This window comes from Bacillus sp. R45 (genome assembly GCF_021729365.1).
GTDB classification, from domain to species: Bacteria; Bacillota; Bacilli; order Bacillales; family Bacillaceae; genus Bacillus; species Bacillus velezensis.
This window is the reverse complement of record NZ_CP091421.1, coordinates 3,848,413-3,866,877: the sequence shown is the minus strand read 5'-3', so window position 1 is coordinate 3,866,877 and position 18,465 is coordinate 3,848,413. Positions and strand designations below refer to the sequence as shown.

18 protein-coding genes and 4 tRNA genes are annotated in these 18,465 nt (G+C 46.6%); 19 read left to right on the top strand and 3 right to left on the bottom strand.

All coding sequences use genetic code 11. The features are described 5' to 3' along the window. Nucleotides 1–1,293, top strand: coding sequence for a glycosyltransferase family 4 protein (locus L3V45_RS19175; RefSeq protein WP_058906487.1), 1,293 nt, complete (start codon nucleotides 1–3; stop codon nucleotides 1,291–1,293). A 139-nt stretch (nucleotides 1,294–1,432) separates the two neighbouring features. Here L3V45_RS19175 and L3V45_RS19705 read toward each other — a convergent pair whose 3' ends face one another. Beyond that, nucleotides 1,433–1,660, bottom strand: coding sequence for a mannosyltransferase YkcB-related protein (locus L3V45_RS19705; RefSeq protein WP_442863051.1), 228 nt, complete (start codon nucleotides 1,658–1,660; stop codon nucleotides 1,433–1,435). A gap of 19 nt (nucleotides 1,661–1,679) precedes the next feature. Beyond that, complete coding sequence (locus L3V45_RS19170) at nucleotides 1,680–1,823, bottom strand: YycC family protein (RefSeq protein WP_014306172.1); 144 nt, start codon at nucleotides 1,821–1,823, stop codon at nucleotides 1,680–1,682. Nucleotides 1,824–1,941: 118 nt separating this feature from the next. Here L3V45_RS19170 and L3V45_RS19165 point away from each other — a divergent pair, with 118 nt between their 5' ends. Then, nucleotides 1,942–2,151, top strand: coding sequence for a hypothetical protein (locus L3V45_RS19165; protein ID WP_014306171.1), 210 nt, complete (start codon nucleotides 1,942–1,944; stop codon nucleotides 2,149–2,151). Nucleotides 2,152–2,181: 30 nt separating this feature from the next. On the opposite strand, the gene L3V45_RS19160 is transcribed toward L3V45_RS19165, so the two are convergent. Further along, nucleotides 2,182–2,379 (bottom strand): DUF2188 domain-containing protein, encoded by a 198-nt coding sequence (locus L3V45_RS19160; RefSeq protein ID WP_004393099.1) that lies wholly within the window; start codon nucleotides 2,377–2,379, stop codon nucleotides 2,182–2,184. A 170-nt stretch (nucleotides 2,380–2,549) separates the two neighbouring features. On the opposite strand from L3V45_RS19160, the gene dnaB reads away from it, so the two are divergent. From dnaB to L3V45_RS19075, 17 genes are all read left to right on the top strand, one after another. Beyond that, nucleotides 2,550–3,914: a replicative DNA helicase gene (dnaB, locus tag L3V45_RS19155; RefSeq protein ID WP_004393100.1), complete on the top strand. Its 1,365-nt coding sequence runs from the start codon at nucleotides 2,550–2,552 to the stop codon at nucleotides 3,912–3,914. 117 nt (nucleotides 3,915–4,031) lie between these two features. After that, a complete protein-coding gene (locus tag L3V45_RS19150; protein WP_004393101.1) occupies nucleotides 4,032–4,445 on the top strand; it encodes a VOC family protein in 414 nt (137 codons plus the stop codon). Nucleotides 4,446–4,683: 238 nt separating this feature from the next. Further along, the gene (purA, locus tag L3V45_RS19145; RefSeq protein WP_004393102.1) at nucleotides 4,684–5,976 is read left to right on the top strand and encodes an adenylosuccinate synthase; all 1,293 of its coding nucleotides are present in this window, start codon (nucleotides 4,684–4,686) and stop codon (nucleotides 5,974–5,976) included. Nucleotides 5,977–6,178: 202 nt separating this feature from the next. Next, nucleotides 6,179–6,254, top strand: a tRNA-Lys gene (locus tag L3V45_RS19140). A gap of 8 nt (nucleotides 6,255–6,262) precedes the next feature. Further along, nucleotides 6,263–6,334, top strand: a tRNA-Glu gene (locus L3V45_RS19135). A gap of 84 nt (nucleotides 6,335–6,418) precedes the next feature. Beyond that, nucleotides 6,419–6,495, top strand: a tRNA-Asp gene (locus L3V45_RS19130). Nucleotides 6,496–6,531: 36 nt separating this feature from the next. Beyond that, nucleotides 6,532–6,604 (top strand) — tRNA-Phe (locus L3V45_RS19125). Nucleotides 6,605–6,940: 336 nt separating this feature from the next. Further along, complete coding sequence (walR, locus tag L3V45_RS19120; protein WP_004393104.1) at nucleotides 6,941–7,648, top strand: cell wall metabolism DNA-binding response regulator WalR; 708 nt, start codon at nucleotides 6,941–6,943, stop codon at nucleotides 7,646–7,648. Nucleotides 7,649–7,654: 6 nt separating this feature from the next. Beyond that, nucleotides 7,655–9,490 (top strand): cell wall metabolism sensor histidine kinase WalK, encoded by a 1,836-nt coding sequence (gene walK, locus L3V45_RS19115; protein ID WP_004393106.1) that lies wholly within the window; start codon nucleotides 7,655–7,657, stop codon nucleotides 9,488–9,490. Further along, the gene (gene yycH / locus L3V45_RS19110) at nucleotides 9,480–10,838 is read left to right on the top strand and encodes a two-component system activity regulator YycH (RefSeq protein ID WP_004393107.1); all 1,359 of its coding nucleotides are present in this window, start codon (nucleotides 9,480–9,482) and stop codon (nucleotides 10,836–10,838) included. The genes walK and yycH overlap by 11 nt, the downstream gene beginning before the upstream one ends. After that, nucleotides 10,825–11,664: a two-component system regulatory protein YycI gene (locus L3V45_RS19105; RefSeq protein WP_004393108.1), complete on the top strand. Its 840-nt coding sequence runs from the start codon at nucleotides 10,825–10,827 to the stop codon at nucleotides 11,662–11,664. Before yycH ends, L3V45_RS19105 begins: the two co-directional genes overlap by 14 nt. 14 nt (nucleotides 11,665–11,678) lie before the next feature. Continuing rightward, nucleotides 11,679–12,473, top strand: coding sequence for an MBL fold metallo-hydrolase (locus tag L3V45_RS19100; RefSeq protein ID WP_004393110.1), 795 nt, complete (start codon nucleotides 11,679–11,681; stop codon nucleotides 12,471–12,473). Nucleotides 12,474–12,559: 86 nt separating this feature from the next. Then, nucleotides 12,560–13,756, top strand: coding sequence for a S1C family serine protease (locus L3V45_RS19095; RefSeq protein ID WP_015387437.1), 1,197 nt, complete (start codon nucleotides 12,560–12,562; stop codon nucleotides 13,754–13,756). A gap of 516 nt (nucleotides 13,757–14,272) precedes the next feature. Next, nucleotides 14,273–14,485, top strand: a complete 213-nt coding sequence (locus tag L3V45_RS19090) for a winged helix-turn-helix domain-containing protein (RefSeq protein ID WP_057080362.1) — start codon at nucleotides 14,273–14,275, stop codon at nucleotides 14,483–14,485. After that, nucleotides 14,482–15,900, top strand: a complete 1,419-nt coding sequence (locus tag L3V45_RS19085; protein ID WP_004393117.1) for a sensor histidine kinase — start codon at nucleotides 14,482–14,484, stop codon at nucleotides 15,898–15,900. Before L3V45_RS19090 ends, L3V45_RS19085 begins: the two co-directional genes overlap by 4 nt. A 231-nt stretch (nucleotides 15,901–16,131) precedes the next feature. Further along, nucleotides 16,132–17,139 (top strand): ThiF family adenylyltransferase, encoded by a 1,008-nt coding sequence (locus L3V45_RS19080; RefSeq protein ID WP_014306163.1) that lies wholly within the window; start codon nucleotides 16,132–16,134, stop codon nucleotides 17,137–17,139. Then, nucleotides 17,136–18,458 carry a periplasmic substrate-binding domain-containing protein gene (locus L3V45_RS19075; RefSeq protein ID WP_069473655.1) on the top strand — a complete coding sequence of 441 codons (1,323 nt, stop codon included), beginning with the start codon at nucleotides 17,136–17,138 and terminating at the stop codon, nucleotides 18,456–18,458. The genes L3V45_RS19080 and L3V45_RS19075 overlap by 4 nt, the downstream gene beginning before the upstream one ends. The last annotated feature ends 7 nt before the right edge of the window (nucleotides 18,459–18,465 follow it).

The window sequence follows — 18,465 nt, the reverse complement described above, 5'->3', positions numbered from 1 at the left end:
TTGAAAGAAGAGATCGGCAAGCCGAACGGTCTGGTGCCTCTTGCCTTATTGCGCGTCATGGATCAATTTTACGGGATCGAACATCAAAGTGAGCCGGAGATGCTGTATTCGTTCTGTGCGGAAGGAAAAAGCTCCCCCAAACGAAAAAAGCCATTGCGTATTCTGTACGCAACCTTTCTCCGTTACCCGAATGTCGGAGGACTGGCGAGTTATATCACGTCAATTAAGACGGGTTTTGAGCGCATCGGTCACCAGGCGGATGTCATCTCGCCGCTCCAAATGCCGCCAACTTTTTTTCAGGAAGATATCCCGCGGGCCGCTGACGAGATCAGAGCGTTTCTTGTTGGCAGATACGGGGCCGCAAACGAAAAGTTTGTGAAGAATCTCAGCTATTTACATGTCTTTCAAAGATTTTTGAAGGAGAAGGACTTAGAACAATATGACCTGTTTCACGCGCAGGATTTATTTGCGGCATTTTTGCTGGGATACCTTAATCAAACGTATCGGCGTCCGCTTTTTTTCACGCCGCACGGACATTTCACGAAAAGCCGGATGAAGTTTCATAAAATCCAAAAGGGTTCAATAGAAGAGGCATATTTCAGTGAAATAGAAAGGCAGGGTATTCGGGCTTCGGATAAAATCATTACAATCAGCGACTCCTTTCACGAGCCCTTGTTGGAGTACGGAGCGAAGGAGGCTCAGCTGACGACTGTTCATACCGGCATTGACATCCGGGTTGCACCCGAGCCAAAACGTGCTGAAAAGGTCGTGATTGCGTGCGTTTCCCGTCTGACCGAGCGAAAAGGACATGATGTGCTGCTGGACGCTCTCGCCCGCATCCGGCACCATTTATCCGGAGTGGATATATGGATCATCGGGGACGGAAACATGAGAGGGTTTCTGGAAGAGAAGAGACGGAAACTGGGCCTCACAAATGTGTTTTTCCTCGGAAAACGACATGATGTGCCGGCGCTTTTGGCTGAATCATCTATATTTGTCCTGCCGACATTGAATGATAATTTCCCCATAGCGATCATCGAAGCGATGTTCTCAGGTCAAGCCATTGTCGCAACTGACTGCGGAGGAATCCCTGAGATGATCCGGCATGAGGACACAGGGCTTATCTGTCAGCCCGGCAACAGCCGTGAACTTGCTGATGCCCTTGTAAAGCTGATTACGGATCAGCCTTTCAGGGAACGGCTTGGAAAAGAAGCGCGCTCCTATGCCGGCCGGCATCTGCGTCAGGAACTGATGGTTTCAAAAATAGAAAGGATTTATCAATCATTTTTCTGAATGATACCGGCGCCGCATGGCAGGTGCTTCAAGAGCAAAATAAAGAGGCCGGTGTTTAACTATCCAGCCTCTTTCCGAGCTGTTTTTTCATCTCATACAGAGTCTGCTGACTTTGTCCGCCCGGGCCGCCTGTCATTCCTCATCGGGCTGAGCCTGTTTTTCCGGTGCTGTATCGGTCAGCTGAGATTTTTGTGCCGTTCTTTTTAATCCATGAGACAAGCTTTGTGTTGCCTGAATTGTTTCCGGATAATAAGAAATAGTTCAATTTTCCTTCGTCAACAAGTTTTTTCAGCTGTGAGACGGTTTTACCGAAATTTTCTTCATGGAAAAAAGAGGCGGAAAGCCATCGCTTCCGCCTCCCGTACATATATATGAGAGAGCAGCCTTTATTTGTGATCGTTCTCTTTTTGGATTTCAGCTAATTTGGCAAGCAGAATGTGCTGAGGCATGTGCATGATTCTCTCAAGCGGCATATTCAGTGATTCTGCGAGCTTTTGCGCCGTTTCGGCGGAAATTTGCAGCGGTTTCATGTGATCACTCCTTCCGTTTCTTTATTGTACTAAAATCAGAAATCTATCGTAAGAGGATATGACAAAGGAATGGAGGTTTGAAAAGCGGGGCTTTATAACAGAATGGGGGAGGTTTTTTATGCAATCGCCATTGATGTTATTACAGCTGAAGCTGGCTGATTATCAGAAAAAAGCCGCAGAACTGCGGACAATTGACGAATTTATCATACTGAAACAGACATTGCAGGACATGATGAAAGTATTCGCCGCCTTTGAAGAATGGGAGCTGTATCAAAAAACGGCCGATCTCATGGCGCAGACGGTGCTGCACATCCGTTTCATCGAATAAGAAAAGCCCTCGCACGGGCGAAGGCTTTTCTTAAAAGGAACGTTCCTCTTCAATGTTTTTATGCTGATCATAAATGACAAGCTTAGCCGGGCTGTTCTCTTTCGCCATCTGCTCCGCTTTTTCAATCGCCGCGTCCTTTGATGTACAAAGAGCCGTCGGCGCCACATTTTCCACCTTCACAAACCATCCGTCCGCATCAACACTGGGTGTTACTGCATATGTTTTCATCCTTCTTACCTCCCGGTTTCGATTTATTTATTTGTTTCCCGGCATTCGGAACGGTAAAACACATAACCCTCTCCTGACAAATACAGGGAAAGTGATATTTTTCTATTCTTTTTCATGAGAAATGGTAAAATGAAGTTTGGATATTTTTTAAGGAAAGGACGGTGCTTAGCATGACAGACCTTCTGAATGATCGGCTGCCGCCGCAAAACATAGAAGCTGAGCAGGCCGTGTTAGGTGCTGTTTTTTTACAGCCGTCTGCGTTGACACTGGCTTCTGAAGTGTTGATTCCGGATGATTTCTACAGAATGTCACATCAAAAAATTTACAATGCCATGCTCGTGCTCGGAGACCGCGGTGAACCGGTTGATTTGGTCACGGTAACGTCAGAACTTGCGAATACCGATTTGTTAGAAGAGGTGGGAGGCGTCTCTTACCTGACGGACATCGCGAATTCCGTTCCGACAGCGGCTAATATAGAATATTACGCGAAAATCGTTGAGGAAAAATCCATTCTCCGCCGTTTAATCAGAACGGCGACCTCGATCGCTCAAGACGGGTATACGCGCGAGGATGAAGTTGAAGATTTATTAAGCGATGCGGAAAAAACGATTATGGAGGTCGCGCAGCGAAAAAATTCGGGCGCCTTCCAAAATATTAAAGACGTGCTTGTTCAAACATACGACAACATTGAGCAGCTTCACAACCGGAAAGGCGATATTACCGGGATTCCGACCGGCTTTATCGAGCTTGACCGGATGACGGCGGGTTTTCAGCGGAATGATTTGATCATTGTCGCAGCCCGTCCGTCTGTGGGGAAAACGGCGTTTGCCTTAAATATTGCGCAAAACGTGGCCACCAAAACGGATGAGAGCGTCGCGATATTCAGTCTTGAGATGGGTGCCGAGCAGCTTGTCATGCGTATGCTCTGCGCCGAAGGGAATATTAATGCCCAAAATCTCAGAACGGGTAATCTGACGGAAGAAGATTGGGGCAAGCTGACGATGGCGATGGGAAGCCTGTCAAACAGCGGTATCTTTATAGATGACACCCCCGGCATCCGCGTCAGCGAAATCCGTTCAAAATGCCGAAGACTGAAGCAGGAGAACGGATTGGGCATGATTTTAATTGACTACCTGCAGCTCATTCAGGGAAGTGGCCGTTCGAGCGACAACCGTCAGCAAGAGGTATCGGAAATTTCACGGGCGCTAAAAGCGCTGGCGCGGGAGCTCGAAGTCCCGGTCATCGCCCTGTCTCAGCTCTCCCGGGGTGTTGAGCAGCGGCAGGATAAACGTCCGATGATGTCAGATATCCGTGAGTCGGGAAGTATTGAGCAGGATGCCGACATCGTCGCCTTCCTGTATCGTGATGATTACTATGATAAAGAATCCGAAAACAAAAACATCATCGAAATCATTATCGCCAAACAGCGTAACGGCCCGGTGGGCACCGTCTCACTGGCTTTTGTGAAAGAATACAATAAGTTCGTAAATCTGGAAAGGCGCTTTGATGACGGCGGTGTTCCGGCAGGTGCGTAAAGCCTCAAGCAATGTCTTGAGGCTTTTTTTCATCCGAAAAAATGAGAGAATGCCGTCTGTTCGGCAGTCGATAAAAAGAAAGCGCTTTTATATAATGGCATTAAGGGAGGGATGATGATGACAATTGAATTTCCGCAATTTCAAGCGGCGCAAATCCGGATTGCCCGGCCGACCGGACAGCTCAAAGAAATCATCAGGTTTTATGAAGAAGGCCTCGGATTGAAGAGGGTCGGCAGTTTTTCCGGACATGAGGGCTACAGCGGCGTCATGTTCGGCCTGCCGCATACGCAATATCACTTAGAATTCACCGAAGAAACCGGCTCGTCTCAGCCGGCGCCCGTTCCGCACGGCGACAGCCTGCTTGTCTTTTACATCCCTGATCAGCAGGAGGTCATTCGCATCAGCACGAAATTAAAGCAGATGGGATATGAGGAGAAAGAACCCGAAAACCCGTACTGGGAAGAAAAAGGCGTGACCATCGAAGATCCTGACGGCTGGCGGATCGTCCTGATGAATACAAGCGGAATATAAATGACTGTCTGAAGAACCCGGGATATGGGTTCTTTTTCGTGTTAAAGTATGAAAGTTTCGGGAGTAATAGATAGCAAATGAAAGAGAAAACGCTTTTAATCAGGTTTAAGGCGAACAAATATAGAATAATAAGATTTTAATGTTCGGATTTACGATTGACTTTCTGTTTCGGCACTGATACACTTAATTTGTTTGAATGAGATATCGTTTTGAAAGGTTAACGGAGGTGCACGGATATATGTCTTCAGTAGTCGTAGTAGGTACGCAGTGGGGCGATGAAGGAAAAGGTAAAATTACAGATTTCCTATCAGAAAATGCAGAAGTGATCGCACGTTATCAAGGCGGAAACAATGCAGGACATACCATCAAGTTTGATGGCGTCACGTACAAGCTTCATTTAATCCCATCAGGAATTTTTTATAAAGAAAAAGCGTGTGTCATCGGGAACGGAATGGTTGTTGATCCGAAAGCGCTCGTAACGGAGCTTGCGTATCTTCATGAACGCAATGTGAGCACGGATAACTTGAGAATCAGCAACAGAGCCCACGTCATTCTTCCATACCATCTGAAACTGGATGAAGTAGAGGAAGAACGCAAAGGGGCCAACAAGATCGGCACAACGAAAAAAGGCATCGGACCTGCTTATATGGACAAAGCGGCGCGGATCGGCATCCGGATCGCAGACCTGCTAGATCGTGACGTGTTTGCAGAAAAGCTTGAACGGAACCTTGAAGAGAAAAACCGTCTGCTGGAAAAAATGTATGAAACGGAAGGCTTCAAAATTGAAGATATTCTGGATGAGTATTATGAATACGGCCAGCAGATTAAAAAGTATGTATGCGATACATCCGTCGTTCTGAATGACGCGCTGGATGAAGGCCGCCGCGTTTTATTTGAAGGCGCTCAAGGGGTTATGCTTGATATTGACCAAGGGACATACCCGTTTGTCACTTCATCCAACCCGGTCGCCGGAGGGGTGACGATCGGTTCAGGCGTAGGTCCGACAAAAATCCAGCACGTCGTCGGTGTATCTAAAGCGTACACAACCCGTGTCGGTGACGGTCCTTTCCCGACTGAGCTGAAAGATGAAATCGGGGATCAAATCCGTGAAGTCGGACGCGAATACGGCACAACAACAGGCCGTCCGCGCCGTGTCGGCTGGTTTGACAGCGTTGTTGTCCGCCATGCCCGCCGTGTCAGCGGAATCACAGATCTTTCTCTGAACTCAATCGATGTGCTGACTGGCATTGAAACATTGAAAATCTGTGTCGCTTACCGCTACAAAGGTGAAGTGATTGAAGAATTCCCGGCAAGTCTGAAAGCTCTCGCAGAGTGTGAACCGGTATATGAAGAAATGCCTGGCTGGACGGAAGATATCACAGGCGCAAAAACATTAAGCGATCTTCCTGAAAATGCGCGCCATTATCTGGAACGCGTATCTCAGCTGACAGGTATTCCGCTTTCTATTTTCTCTGTCGGTCCTGACCGTTCACAAACGAACGTCATCCGCAGTGTATACCGCGCTAACTAAGAATTTGCAGCAAACAAGCCTCCGGTCACGGAGGCTTGTTTTTTTATGTAGGAAAAAAATAATAGATTTTTTTCAAAAAAGTAGTTGCCACTTTCGAATGTTCTATGATATTATAAATCTCGTTGTTACGGAACAGCTTCAATAGAGTACTGCAAGAAAGCTTTTGTCTCAATGCTCTATGATACATAATCCGACACATCAAGAGCCATTAGCTCAGTTGGTAGAGCATCTGACTTTTAATCAGAGGGTCGAAGGTTCGAGTCCTTCATGGCTCACCACTTTTTATGGCCCGTTGGTCAAGCGGTTAAGACACCGCCCTTTCACGGCGGTAACACGGGTTCGAATCCCGTACGGGTCATTGATTTACTTTAGCGTTATTGCTAACTCCTTATTTGTCCTCGGAGGACCGCCACGATACGGTTCTCCGGACAAATTACTGTAAGGTCCGGTAGTTCAGTTGGTTAGAATGCCTGCCTGTCACGCAGGAGGTCGCGGGTTCGAGTCCCGTCCGGACCGCCATTTTACTTTACTTTATAGTATAGAAAAGAAACATCTGGCTCGGTAGCTCAGTTGGTAGAGCAACGGACTGAAAATCCGTGTGTCGGCGGTTCGATTCCGTCCCGAGCCACTTACCCAAACGCATCTGCAATAGTAGGTGCGTTTTTTCTTTTGTTATAAAAAAGGGAGAGCCGGCTTTTCAGCCGGCCCAGAAGAAGACGTCAAACACTAGACGGCGTTTTTTTTCTTGAGGTTTCAAAAAAATATTATTTTTTAAAAGAAAATAAAAAACATGACAAAAGGATGGCAGTTCAATACGTTTTTGCGCTGTTCTCTTTAATTTTTTTATCTTTTGACCTGAAACCGTTATAATAGACGGGGAACGTTTTTCACGATACGAATTGTGATCATCATGAAACATCAATAGATGAAATGAAGTCATTCTGGCAGGAGGAAAATCAAGATGATGGATAAGAAAATCCTTGTAGTCGATGATGAAAAACCGATTGCAGATATATTAGAGTTTAATTTAAGAAAAGAAGGCTATGACGTGCATTGTGCGTACGATGGAAACGAAGCCGTGGAAATGGTGGAGGAGCTTCAGCCTGATTTAATTCTTTTAGATATTATGCTTCCGAATAAAGACGGAGTTGAAGTGTGCCGGGAAGTCCGGAAAAAATATGATATGCCGATTATTATGCTGACGGCAAAAGACTCGGAGATTGACAAGGTCATCGGGCTTGAAATCGGAGCGGATGACTATGTCACGAAGCCTTTCAGCACGCGTGAGCTTCTGGCCCGCGTCAAAGCGAACCTGCGCCGCCAGCTTACGGTTGCGCCGGCTGAGGAAGAATCAGCTTCTAATGACATTCATATCGGTTCTCTCGTCATTTTCCCTGACGCTTATGTCGTATCAAAAAGAGAAGAAACGATCGAGCTGACTCATCGTGAGTTTGAATTGCTTCATTACTTAGCCAAACATATCGGACAGGTCATGACCCGTGAGCATCTGCTGCAGACTGTGTGGGGCTATGACTATTTCGGTGACGTGAGAACGGTGGATGTAACAGTGCGCCGTCTCCGTGAGAAAATCGAGGATAATCCGAGCCATCCGAACTGGATCGTCACAAGACGGGGTGTCGGTTATTACTTGAGAAATCCTGAACAGGACTAACCGGCGATGAATAAGGTTGGTTTTTTTCGGTCGATTCAGTTTAAGATCACGCTGATCTATGTGCTTCTCATTATCATCGCCATGCAGATTATCGGCGTGTACTTTGTGAAACAGGTGGAGAATTCTCTTCTCAAGTCCTATGAATTATCGTTAAATCAGCGGATTGACAATCTATCCTATTATATTGAGCAGGAATATAAAGGAGATAATGACAGCACCGTCATTAAAGATGACGTCAAACGGATTTTGAATGATTTTACGAAAAACAATGAAATACGGGAGATTACATTTGTTGATAAAAGCTATGAGGTCGTCGGTTCTTCGAGGCCTTATGGCGAGGAAATAGCGGGGAAACAGACGACTGACCCGATTTTTAAACGGATTTTCTCAACAAAACAGGCCTATTCAAAAAAATATTATGATCCTAAAAGCAAAAACAGAGTGCTGATTTCAGCAAAACCTGTCGTCACAGAGAATCAGGAAGTTGTCGGCGCGATTTATGTCGTGGCCAGTATGGAAGATACCTTTAACCAGATGAAAACCGTCAACTCGATTCTTGCTTCAGGAACAGGCTTAGCCCTTGTTCTGACGGCTCTTCTCGGTATATTTCTCGCCCGCACCATCACCCATCCGCTATCGGATATGCGTAAGCAGGCGATGGAACTGGCAAAAGGGAATTTCTCCAGAAAGGTGCGGAAATACGGGCATGATGAAATCGGTCAGCTCGCAACGACGTTCAACCATCTGACGAGAGAGCTTGAAGATGCCCAAGCCATGACGGAAGGGGAGAGAAGAAAGCTTTCTTCCGTTATCGCGTATATGACGGACGGTGTCATCGCTACGAATCGCAACGGGGCTATTATTCTTTTAAACAGCCCTGCGCTTGAGCTGCTGAATGTTTCACGTGAAACGGCTTTAGAGATGCCGATTACGTCTTTATTGGGCATAAAAGAGAACTTTACATTTGAGGATTTAGTAGAACAGCAGGATTCAATGCTGCTGGAGATCGAACGTGACGATGAAACGACTGTACTGCGGGTGAATTTTTCCGTTATTCAGAGAGAGCACGGAAAAATCGACGGTTTAATCGCGGTTCTTTATGATGTCACCGAACAGGAAAAACTCGATCGGGAACGCAGAGAGTTCGTTGCCAACGTGTCTCATGAGCTGCGGACACCGCTGACGACCATGCGAAGCTATTTAGAGGCGCTTGCAGAGGGCGCGTGGGAAAACAAAGATATCGCTCCGCGTTTCTTAATGGTGACCCAAAATGAGACTGAGCGCATGATCAGATTGGTGAACGACCTGCTTCAGCTTTCTAAATTCGACAGCAAAGATTATCAGTTTAATCGGGAGTGGATTCATATGATCCGCTTTATGTCACTGATTATCGATCGTTTTGAAATGACGAAAGAACAGCATGTTGAATTTATCCGCGAGCTTCCGGACAGAAATCTGTACGTGGAGATTGATCAGGATAAAGTGACGCAGGTTCTCGATAATATCATTTCTAACGCACTGAAATACTCACCGGAAGGCGGGCATGTCACTTTCTCAGTCGATGTGAACGAGAAAGAAGAGCTGCTTTATATCAGCGTAAAAGATGAAGGTATCGGCATTCCGAAAAAAGATGTGGAAAAAGTCTTTGACCGTTTCTACAGAGTGGATAAAGCGCGCACGAGAAAACTCGGCGGCACCGGGCTCGGCCTTGCGATTGCAAAAGAGATGGTTCAGGCGCACGGCGGAGACATTTGGGCCGACAGTGTAGAAGGCAAAGGAACGAAGATTACATTTACTCTTCCATATAAAGAAGAGCAAGAGGATGATTGGGATGAGGCGTGAAAATATAAAAACAGTCATACTGTCAGTGCTGGTCGTCATTAGTCTTGTTTTAACATGGGGAATTTGGACATTCCAGCCCAATTTTTCAGAAGGCACGGCCTCAACCAAATCGACTGTCCGGGAAAAGCATAAAATTGATAAAACGAGCCAAAAAGTGTCGCAAACGGTAAAACCCCGGGATATGTTTATTCATACAAACGGCTCTCATTATAAAGTGGATGATGAGACGCTCTTTAATGACCTGTGGGCGGATTTGCCGCAATGGGAAGTAAAAGGGATGAAGGATATTTCCGATCAATACGACAAGCTCGGTTTTAAAAATTGGCTTTACGGCAGAAACGGCAATTCGGCAAAGCTCGATCTGCAATTCAATGACACCATTCCGATTGATTTCTTCCAATCGATGTTTAAATGGTCAAATCCGTCAATGGAATACAGCTCATTTGACCATATTGTTATTCCGTTTAATGAGAATAAGACGAATAAGAAGATTTACATGGTCTCGTACAGCAAGCAGCTGATTTTGGAAGTGACTGTGGAATCGGCGAATTACCGCAATCTGATGAATGAGCTGTACAGCAAAAAGTCGAGTATGCCGTTATACCACCTCTATTCGGTCGGAAAAAGCAAAGAATTTCTCATGCCGAATGCGCGGTTTAATATGAAGGAAAAAGAATTTATCACTGAAACCATTAAGACGAACCTGTTTAAGCAGACGCTTTTTAATGATCCGAGCACGGTCAGAGAGGACCCGAATTACAATCGGAATGTGCTGACTGACGGAATCAGCCGTCTGGAAATCAATTCGACACAGCGGCAGATTCAATTCCAGCATCGGAATTTGGCACAAAGCGCTTCTTACCAAACGGGTGAGCTGATTAAGAAAAGCTATAAATATTTAGAGGATACGGGAAGCTGGACGGATCATTATCAATTTTTCAATGTGAGTGATAACCAGCAGCTGAGTTTCTACATGTTTAAAGACCAAATGCCTGTGATCAACAGCACGTCTAAGCCTTTCGGATCCGGACCTGTTTTGACCCTGCAATGGGCCAATGACGAGGTTCTCAGCTACAAGCGGCCGAACTATGTTCTCGGGCCGAATCCGATTAAAACAAAAGACGTAAAAATGATGAACGGCAATGAGGTTGTGTCTCTGCTGGAGCAGCAGGATAAATACGACGTGAACAAAATCGACCAGATCTTCCTGTCCTATCAAATGGTCTCTTCTTCAACGAATGATCTCGTTGAACTGGAACCCGTCTGGAGTATGAAGATCAACGGGAAGATCGTCCCGATTACGAAAGATCTGCTGGGGAAGGAGGAGGACGATAATGGAGTGGAATAAGACAAAAACGATCTTCATCATTGCCTTCCTCATCCTCGATATTTTTCTCGGCTATCAGTTTTTTGAAAAACGCTCGAGCAGTGAATACGAAGTGATTAAAAATTCAAACGTGGAAAAAGACATGGAGATGGACCATATCACATTCGGCAACCTGTCTTCTGATTCCGCGACGGGCTACCGGCTGACGGCGGGCCAAAAGGTATTTACCGCTGAAGATATTGATGCTTTGAAGGATCAAAAGCCGTTAATGGAAATGCCGGCGGATGATCATAAGGTCACAACGCTGAAAATGAAATTTACCGATCCGGTCGGTTTATCGAAGCAAAAACCGCAGGAGGATGCGGAATCGCTCGTCAGTTCTAAAGTAACCGGCGGTGAAAAATATAAACTGTGGAAAGTCGACAAGGATCAAAAACAGATCATTTTTTACCAGACATATGACGGACAGTTTATTTATCAGGATTTTGACTCGTCCACGGATGCGATCGGACAGGTGATTCTGCATCTGAACGATAAAAACCAGGTCGTATCCTACGAGCAGACCATGCTGGAGTCATTCAAGCGAATCCAGACCGAGAGCCTGATTCCTGAGCTTGATGCGGTCGAATTATTGTATTCTCAAAATTACTTAAAAGCGAATTGCGCCGTTAAAAGCGTCAAGTTCGGCTATATTGCCCAATACCCGCTGACAAGTACGCAGGTGCTGGCGCCGGTATGGAGAATTACAATTGAAGATAAGTCAAAAGGGACGAAGAAAAAGACACAGCAAACGTACACTGTGAATGCATTGGAAAGCACAGTCATTGATAACAATCAAAATAAATAATGGAGTGAGACACAATGGGCTTGCAATTTAGCGTGCTTGCGAGCGGGAGTACCGGAAACGCGTTTTATCTGGAGACAGAGGAGCATTCTTTTCTGGTGGATGCCGGCCTGAGCGGTAAAGCGATGGACGGGCTGATGGAGAGAATCGGCCGCAAGATAGACGACGTCGACGGCATCTTTGTCACTCACGAGCACAGCGACCATATTAAAGGGCTCGGCGTCATTGCGAGAAAGTACGGTCTACCCGTCTACGCCAATGAAAAGACGTGGAAAGCGATGGAGAATCAGATCGGCAAGCTTGATACCGGACAAAAGTTTTTGTTCCCGATGGAAAGCGTAAAGTCTTTCGGCGGGCTTGATGTTGAGTCATTCGGCGTCTCTCATGACGCGGCCGAGCCGATGTTTTATGTTTTCCACTACCAAGGCAGAAAGCTCGCGCTGATGACGGACACCGGATATGTGAGCGACAGAATGAAAGGCATCATCCGTTCGGCCAATGTGTTTGTGTTTGAAAGCAACCATGACGTCGGCATGCTGCAAATGGGCAGATACCCTTGGAGCATTAAGCGGCGGATTTTAAGCGATGTCGGCCACGTCTCGAATGAAGATGCGGCGCTCGCCATGACTGATGTCATCGGCGACGGCACATCGCGCATCTATTTGGCGCATCTGAGCCAAGACAACAATATGAAGGAACTGGCGAGAATGTCCGTGCAGCAGACATTGGCTGCGAAAGGATTTGTCGCCGGGGAAACGTTTCAGTTATTTGATACCGATCCGAAAATTCCGACGCCGCTGTGCGCCGTGTAATTTTTCCAAATGAATCATGATTATTAATCCGCGATCTGACCCACACTATAAGCAAATCGAGTACTCTTGAAAGGATTTGAGATAGGGTGGATTATAATCGCGATGATGAACAGTACGCCTCCGAACAGCCCCGCCGCAGCAAGAGAGGATACTTTCTATCAAGTCTGATCGGCGTCATCGTCGGGGCCGCGCTCATGGCTTTCCTGATGCCGTACTGGACAGGCGGAGACCATGGAGACAGCAGCAAAAGCACCAGCCGGCGTCTCGGCAGCGAACAGGTGAAAACAGTCAACGTAAATGTCAATGACGCTGTCACGAATATGGTCAGCCGTGTATCGGATTCGGTAGTCGGCGTTCTCAATATCCAAAAGACTGATATTTGGGGAGAGGGCGGCGAAGCGGGAAGCGGGTCGGGCGTCATTTACAAAAAGAACGGAAACACTTCTTATATCGTAACCAATCACCATGTCATTGAAGGTGCGACTGAGATTGAGATCAGCCTGAAGGATGGTTCGCGCGTGCCTGCTGAGCTGATCGGGAGCGACCGTCTGATGGATCTCGCGGTACTGAAGGTGAAGTCTGATAAAATCAAATCGGCCGCCCAGTTCGGCAATTCTGATCAAGTCAAAGTCGGAGAACCGGTCATTGCGATCGGAAATCCGCTCGGACTTGAATTTGCGGGATCAGTGACACAGGGGATCATTTCAGGCACGGAAAGAGCGGTGCCCGTTGACTCAAACGGCGACGGACATCCGGATTGGAATGCGGAAGTGCTGCAGACCGACGCCGCGATTAATCCCGGCAACAGCGGCGGCGCTTTGATGGATATTTCGGGCAAGGTGGTCGGCATCAACTCAATGAAGATCGCTGAATCCGCCGTTGAAGGAATCGGCCTGTCCATCCCGTCAAAGCTTGTCATTCCCGTTATTCAGGATTTAGAAAAATACGGAGAAGTCCGACGGCCTTTCCTCGGTATTGAGATGAAATCCTTAACGGATATTGCGAGCTACCATTGGAGCCAGACGCTGAAACTTCCGAAAGGCGTTAAAACCGGGGCGGTCATTATGGGTGTCGACGCGTTTTCACCGGCCGGAAAAGCGGGTTTGAAAAAGCTCGACGTGATTACCGGGTTCGACGGACATAAGGTCAATGACGTTGTGGATCTCCGTGAGCGCCTGTATCGCAAAAAGATCGGCGACCGTGTGAACATCACGTTCTACCGTTCGGGAAAGAAAAAAACAGCGGAAGTCAAACTGACAGAAGCAGATCGATTACAGAAATAAAAAAGCAGCCCGGACATCCGGGCTGTTTTTTATTGATTTATTTGTTAATATTATACTATTGTGAAGCAGGGAGGTGAAACACATGAAAACGGCTGATGTGATCATCGTATTGAATGAAATCGAGGGTGAATGTGAAGGAAGAATTATTTTAGAATGCAGAATTTAAGAAAATGAAACATGTCATATTAAACGTCCTTTTTCAGGGGCGCTTTTTTTTATGCCTTTTTTCAGAAGCTATAAAAAAGAACTGAACGCGGGTCACAACACGTTCAGTTGAAAATGGATATATGTAGAAAAAGGCAGACATGACCTTAGAACTTTGTGATTGAAACAGACTGGTGCTGCTGAATAGCGGCAGATGAAACTGCCGGCAGCTTATTTGCAGATGGCTCCGTTTTCAGCGTTTACTTTCACCAATTCAGCTTAGCTTCCGTTTTGTTTCAGATAAAAGCGAATAATAGAAGGGGAAGCGAAAAAAATAAACACAGGCTGATACATCTAAGGAGAGACTGCATCATGAATAAGTTGAAAGGCATCAAGCTGCTGAGTGCAGACGGCGAGTCTGCACTCATTGATTCTTTAACGATGGGGCTTCATCACGGAACGGTTCTCGGGGAAGACAATATCGTCGAGACATACATTCGTTCTTTGCGCGAAAAGCTGAAGGACAAAGAACACAAGGTGATTCGCACGGTTCGGGGCGCCGGGTACAGGGTGGACCTGGCATGAAACGGCTGTACAGAACCCTGCGGTTCCAGCTCCTGTTCAGGTCACTGGCGATTTTGACCTTGCTGTTATGTTTCATCGGCGGTACACAGTACATGTTTATGAGACGGACGATGTATGAAAATCAGGCGATCAGCATTCAGAGTGATATCAATTCAATGGATCAAAGTGTATGGAGGTCAATCAAAACCCCTGCCCGTTCCGAAACACCGGCTCATCCGAATGTGATTTATCCCGGGGTGACGGTTGCTTTTATCAATCAATCATACAAGATGTCAGTTTTATCAGAAGACCCGCACGCGGGAGCCGCTCCTTCTTTCCCGAAAAACGTGTATCGGGATGCGCTGACAGATACAATGGCGCTTCACTATCAGGTGGCTCACAATAAGGCGGGTGAGGAAATCATCGTCGTGTTTCAGGCGATTTCCGTTGACGGAAGGCAGGCGGGAGTTGTACAGATGAGCACGCTGACCCAGCCTCTGAATGATTCGCTTTTCCGCCAGATCAGCATTTTCGCGATACTTTCCTTTGCGGCTTTGGTTATCGGACTGTTTGTTTTTTTGCCGGTGATCCGGCTCACACTCAAGCCGCTGTCCCGCATTGTGCATATGATGGGTGACATTCATGCCGGCAGTCTCGATAAACGGCTGCCGATTGATAGGAAGCAGGCCGAAATTGAGTCATTGGGCATCTCCATCAATCAGATGCTGGAACGGATTGAAACCGCGTTTCAGGCGGAAAAAGAAGCGAAGGAGCGCATCCGGCGGTTTGCATCAGACGCATCACATGAGCTGAGAACGCCGCTTACCTCCATTCACGGCTTTATCGAAATTTTAATGCGCGGAGCGGCGGAAAAGCCGGAGCAGAAAGAAAAAGCGCTTCAAAGCATGTACGCGGAATCCGTCAGGGCGAATAAGCTGATAGAGGATCTTTTGTTTCTCGCGAAGATTGACCGGGAGCCGAGCTTTGAAATGAAAAAAGGGGCATTGGGAGACGTCATTTTGGAAATGGAGGCTGAGCTGAAGCTGCTTGCGAGAAACCGGAAACTCGAGTTCTTTGTTGATCAAAAGATAGAAGCTGTTTTTGACAAAGACAAAATGAAGCAGGCCATTCTCAATCTCTTTTACAATGCGGTGCAGCATACGGATGAAGACACGGGTGTCATCACCGTCTCCCTGCAGAAAGACGGAGGAATCATGCTTATGATTGCGGATAACGGAACGGGAATCGCTCCGGAGCATGTGCCTCATGTGTTTGACCGGTTTTACAGGCCGGAAACCTCCCGATCCCGTCAATCCGGCGGCGCGGGGCTGGGTCTTGCCATTACAAAAACCATTATCGACAGCCATAACGGAACAATTGAAGTGAAAAGTGAGCAGGGAAAAGGCTCCGTGTTCATCATCCGGCTGCCGGGATAAACCGGAATAGCGGAAGAAATATCACAATTTATATATAAATTCTAAATTTTCAAAAAATAACTTGTCCTTTTCCAATATTGATGATAATATCTAGTTATTGGCAAAGGGGGTGTGTACTGATGAAGATTGAAGAACTTGATCTTGATACAGAAACAGCAAGCTTGGTGCATCGCTGCTAGTAAAGCCGTGACTCCCCTTTTTGGGGAGTTATTATCTTTCAGGGGGTATGTCATGATGTCAACGGACTGTAAGCGCTGGAAGTTTAAAGACAGCGTGCAGGTGCTGACCTACACGGGGCATATTATCATTCAATATCGAAAGGCGATTAAGCTTGCGCATACGAGTGAGATCAAAGAGGCGGTTGAACGGCTGATCACCGGCTGTGAAAAACAAGAGCTTTCTGATCTTCTGGGAGAGGAAGCGGGAAACCAGTTTTTCGATGCATTAATGAAATTGGATGCTTTAATAGAGCCATGGCAAAACGGCCGTGAAGGCTGCATCACTGAAAAGCAGCTGTACCATTTTGAGAAATACAACCAAAACCCCAATCTGATCCAAAACAGATTAGACGGCAGCAGGGCAGCGATCGTGGGTCTGGGGGGCGTCGGAACGATCATTCTTCAAAACCTTTTGGCGGCGGGCATGCAGCATTTTATTCTCATTGATTTCGATGCCGTATCAGTACATAACCTGAACAGACAATTCGTCTATACTCAATCTTCTGTAGGCAAATTAAAGATCTCAGAATGCAGAGATTATATCGCGGGTATCAATCCCCATGCGGACGCAGCACTTTACCATCAGGAAATGACACAGCCGCAGGACCTGCGTGTGTTAGATCCGTACGAAATTGATATCGTCATAAATGCCGCTGACAAACCCCATAACATTTCTGAATGGGTTTATCAGTATTGTAAGGAGCGGAATATCGCGTTTATGACCGGGGGTGTCGGCAGCTTCAGCGGCCAATGGGGGCCTCTGCTCACGCCTGAATCCTATCAATCCGGCGTCACCTATGAAAAAAACATGCCGGCCGGACTTCTGAACTGTTACCCCGATGAACCGATCAAAGGTTCGTTAGGAGCGACAAACGGTATTATATCCTCGTTTATGTCTCATGACATTATCACATACCTTGCAGGCGGAAGCCCGAAATCCCTGAATACCCGCATCGGCCTGGACTTTGACGGACTTCATATTACAGAAACGAAGCTTTCTCAAAAGGAAAGCGCTTTATGAAGACGATGCATCGTACGGCGAGAAAACCGGGCGACCCTCTGAAAATAGAAATCGACACAAGCCCGATACGCTTGAACCCATTAGATACGCAGGATTACACAAGCAAGATGATTTGCAGCATTATGTATGAAAGCCTGCAGGACGGCTATAACTGCCGAATCATCCGCAAAGATCGCCGCACCTGTCAGGTGGACATTCACCCGGACTATTTAGGTGACGCCGAGGGTGTGGTTCAAACCATCATCTATCATCTGACGAAAGAAAACCAAAGTCCCCATCTCGGCAGTTTCCTGAACATAAAACAGGCCGTTCCGTATGTAAAAGGCCTCGTCTCATCCGATCAGCTCGGGGTGAACGTAACGGGCGAAAAACGCTTTGAAATCACCTTGGACGAGCCGTCTGATGAAATAGAAGCCGTTTTGCAGAGCAGCTTTCTGATTCCGGCGACCGCCGGGGGCGATGTGCCGGAAAACGGCCCGTACCGATTCAAGCGTACGTTTGAGAAGGGACTGGAATTTGAGCGGAATCCGCAATATAAAATGACGCCCGCGGATGACCGCACCGTTCAGATCATCCAATTTATTTTGAATGATGATCTGGAAAAAAGCATCGGGCTGTACGAAGCGAATCAGACCGATGTGACCTGCCACACCCAGTTTCATCATTCCAACATGAGGTATCGGCAATATGCTGATTTTAAAGAAAATCATTTGCCTATGTTATTTACCTTCAAGGTAAAGGATGACATGCTGAGAACTTTCATTCAGCATTATTTTGATAAACAAAAGCTGGCCGGGGATTTGGGGCATATCATCACACCGACTGATTCACTGATCGGTATATGGGAAAGCGGACGGACACCGCAGAAAGATCCGCCCCTTTTGACAAAAGAAGAGCCGATCCGAATTGTTTATGCCGATTATTATCCCAACGGAGAGATCATTGAAAGGCTGGCTGAATTGTTTCGGAGGGCCGGAGCGGACGTATCCGTCTCCCGCGTCAGTCATTTCAATGATTATTACCATATGGATAAAAGCGGGTTTGATATTGAGCTCCATTTGTTTCTGCCGGGTTATATGCATGAGCTGAGCTATATCAAATATTTCATCCGCGACATCAGCGATCCGGGGAAGAAAAAAACGATCATTGATGCCATAGGATCTGAAAAAAAGAAGGAACTTTTTGGGTTATTCGAGAATACAACTCATTATTGCCCAATTTGTTTTGGGAAAAGTCTGTATCTGCAAGATCCATGTATAGAGGGTTTTAGTGTAAAGACTGACGGGCTCCTTTCTGTTCATGATGTTAAATGCAGATAGCTGGAAA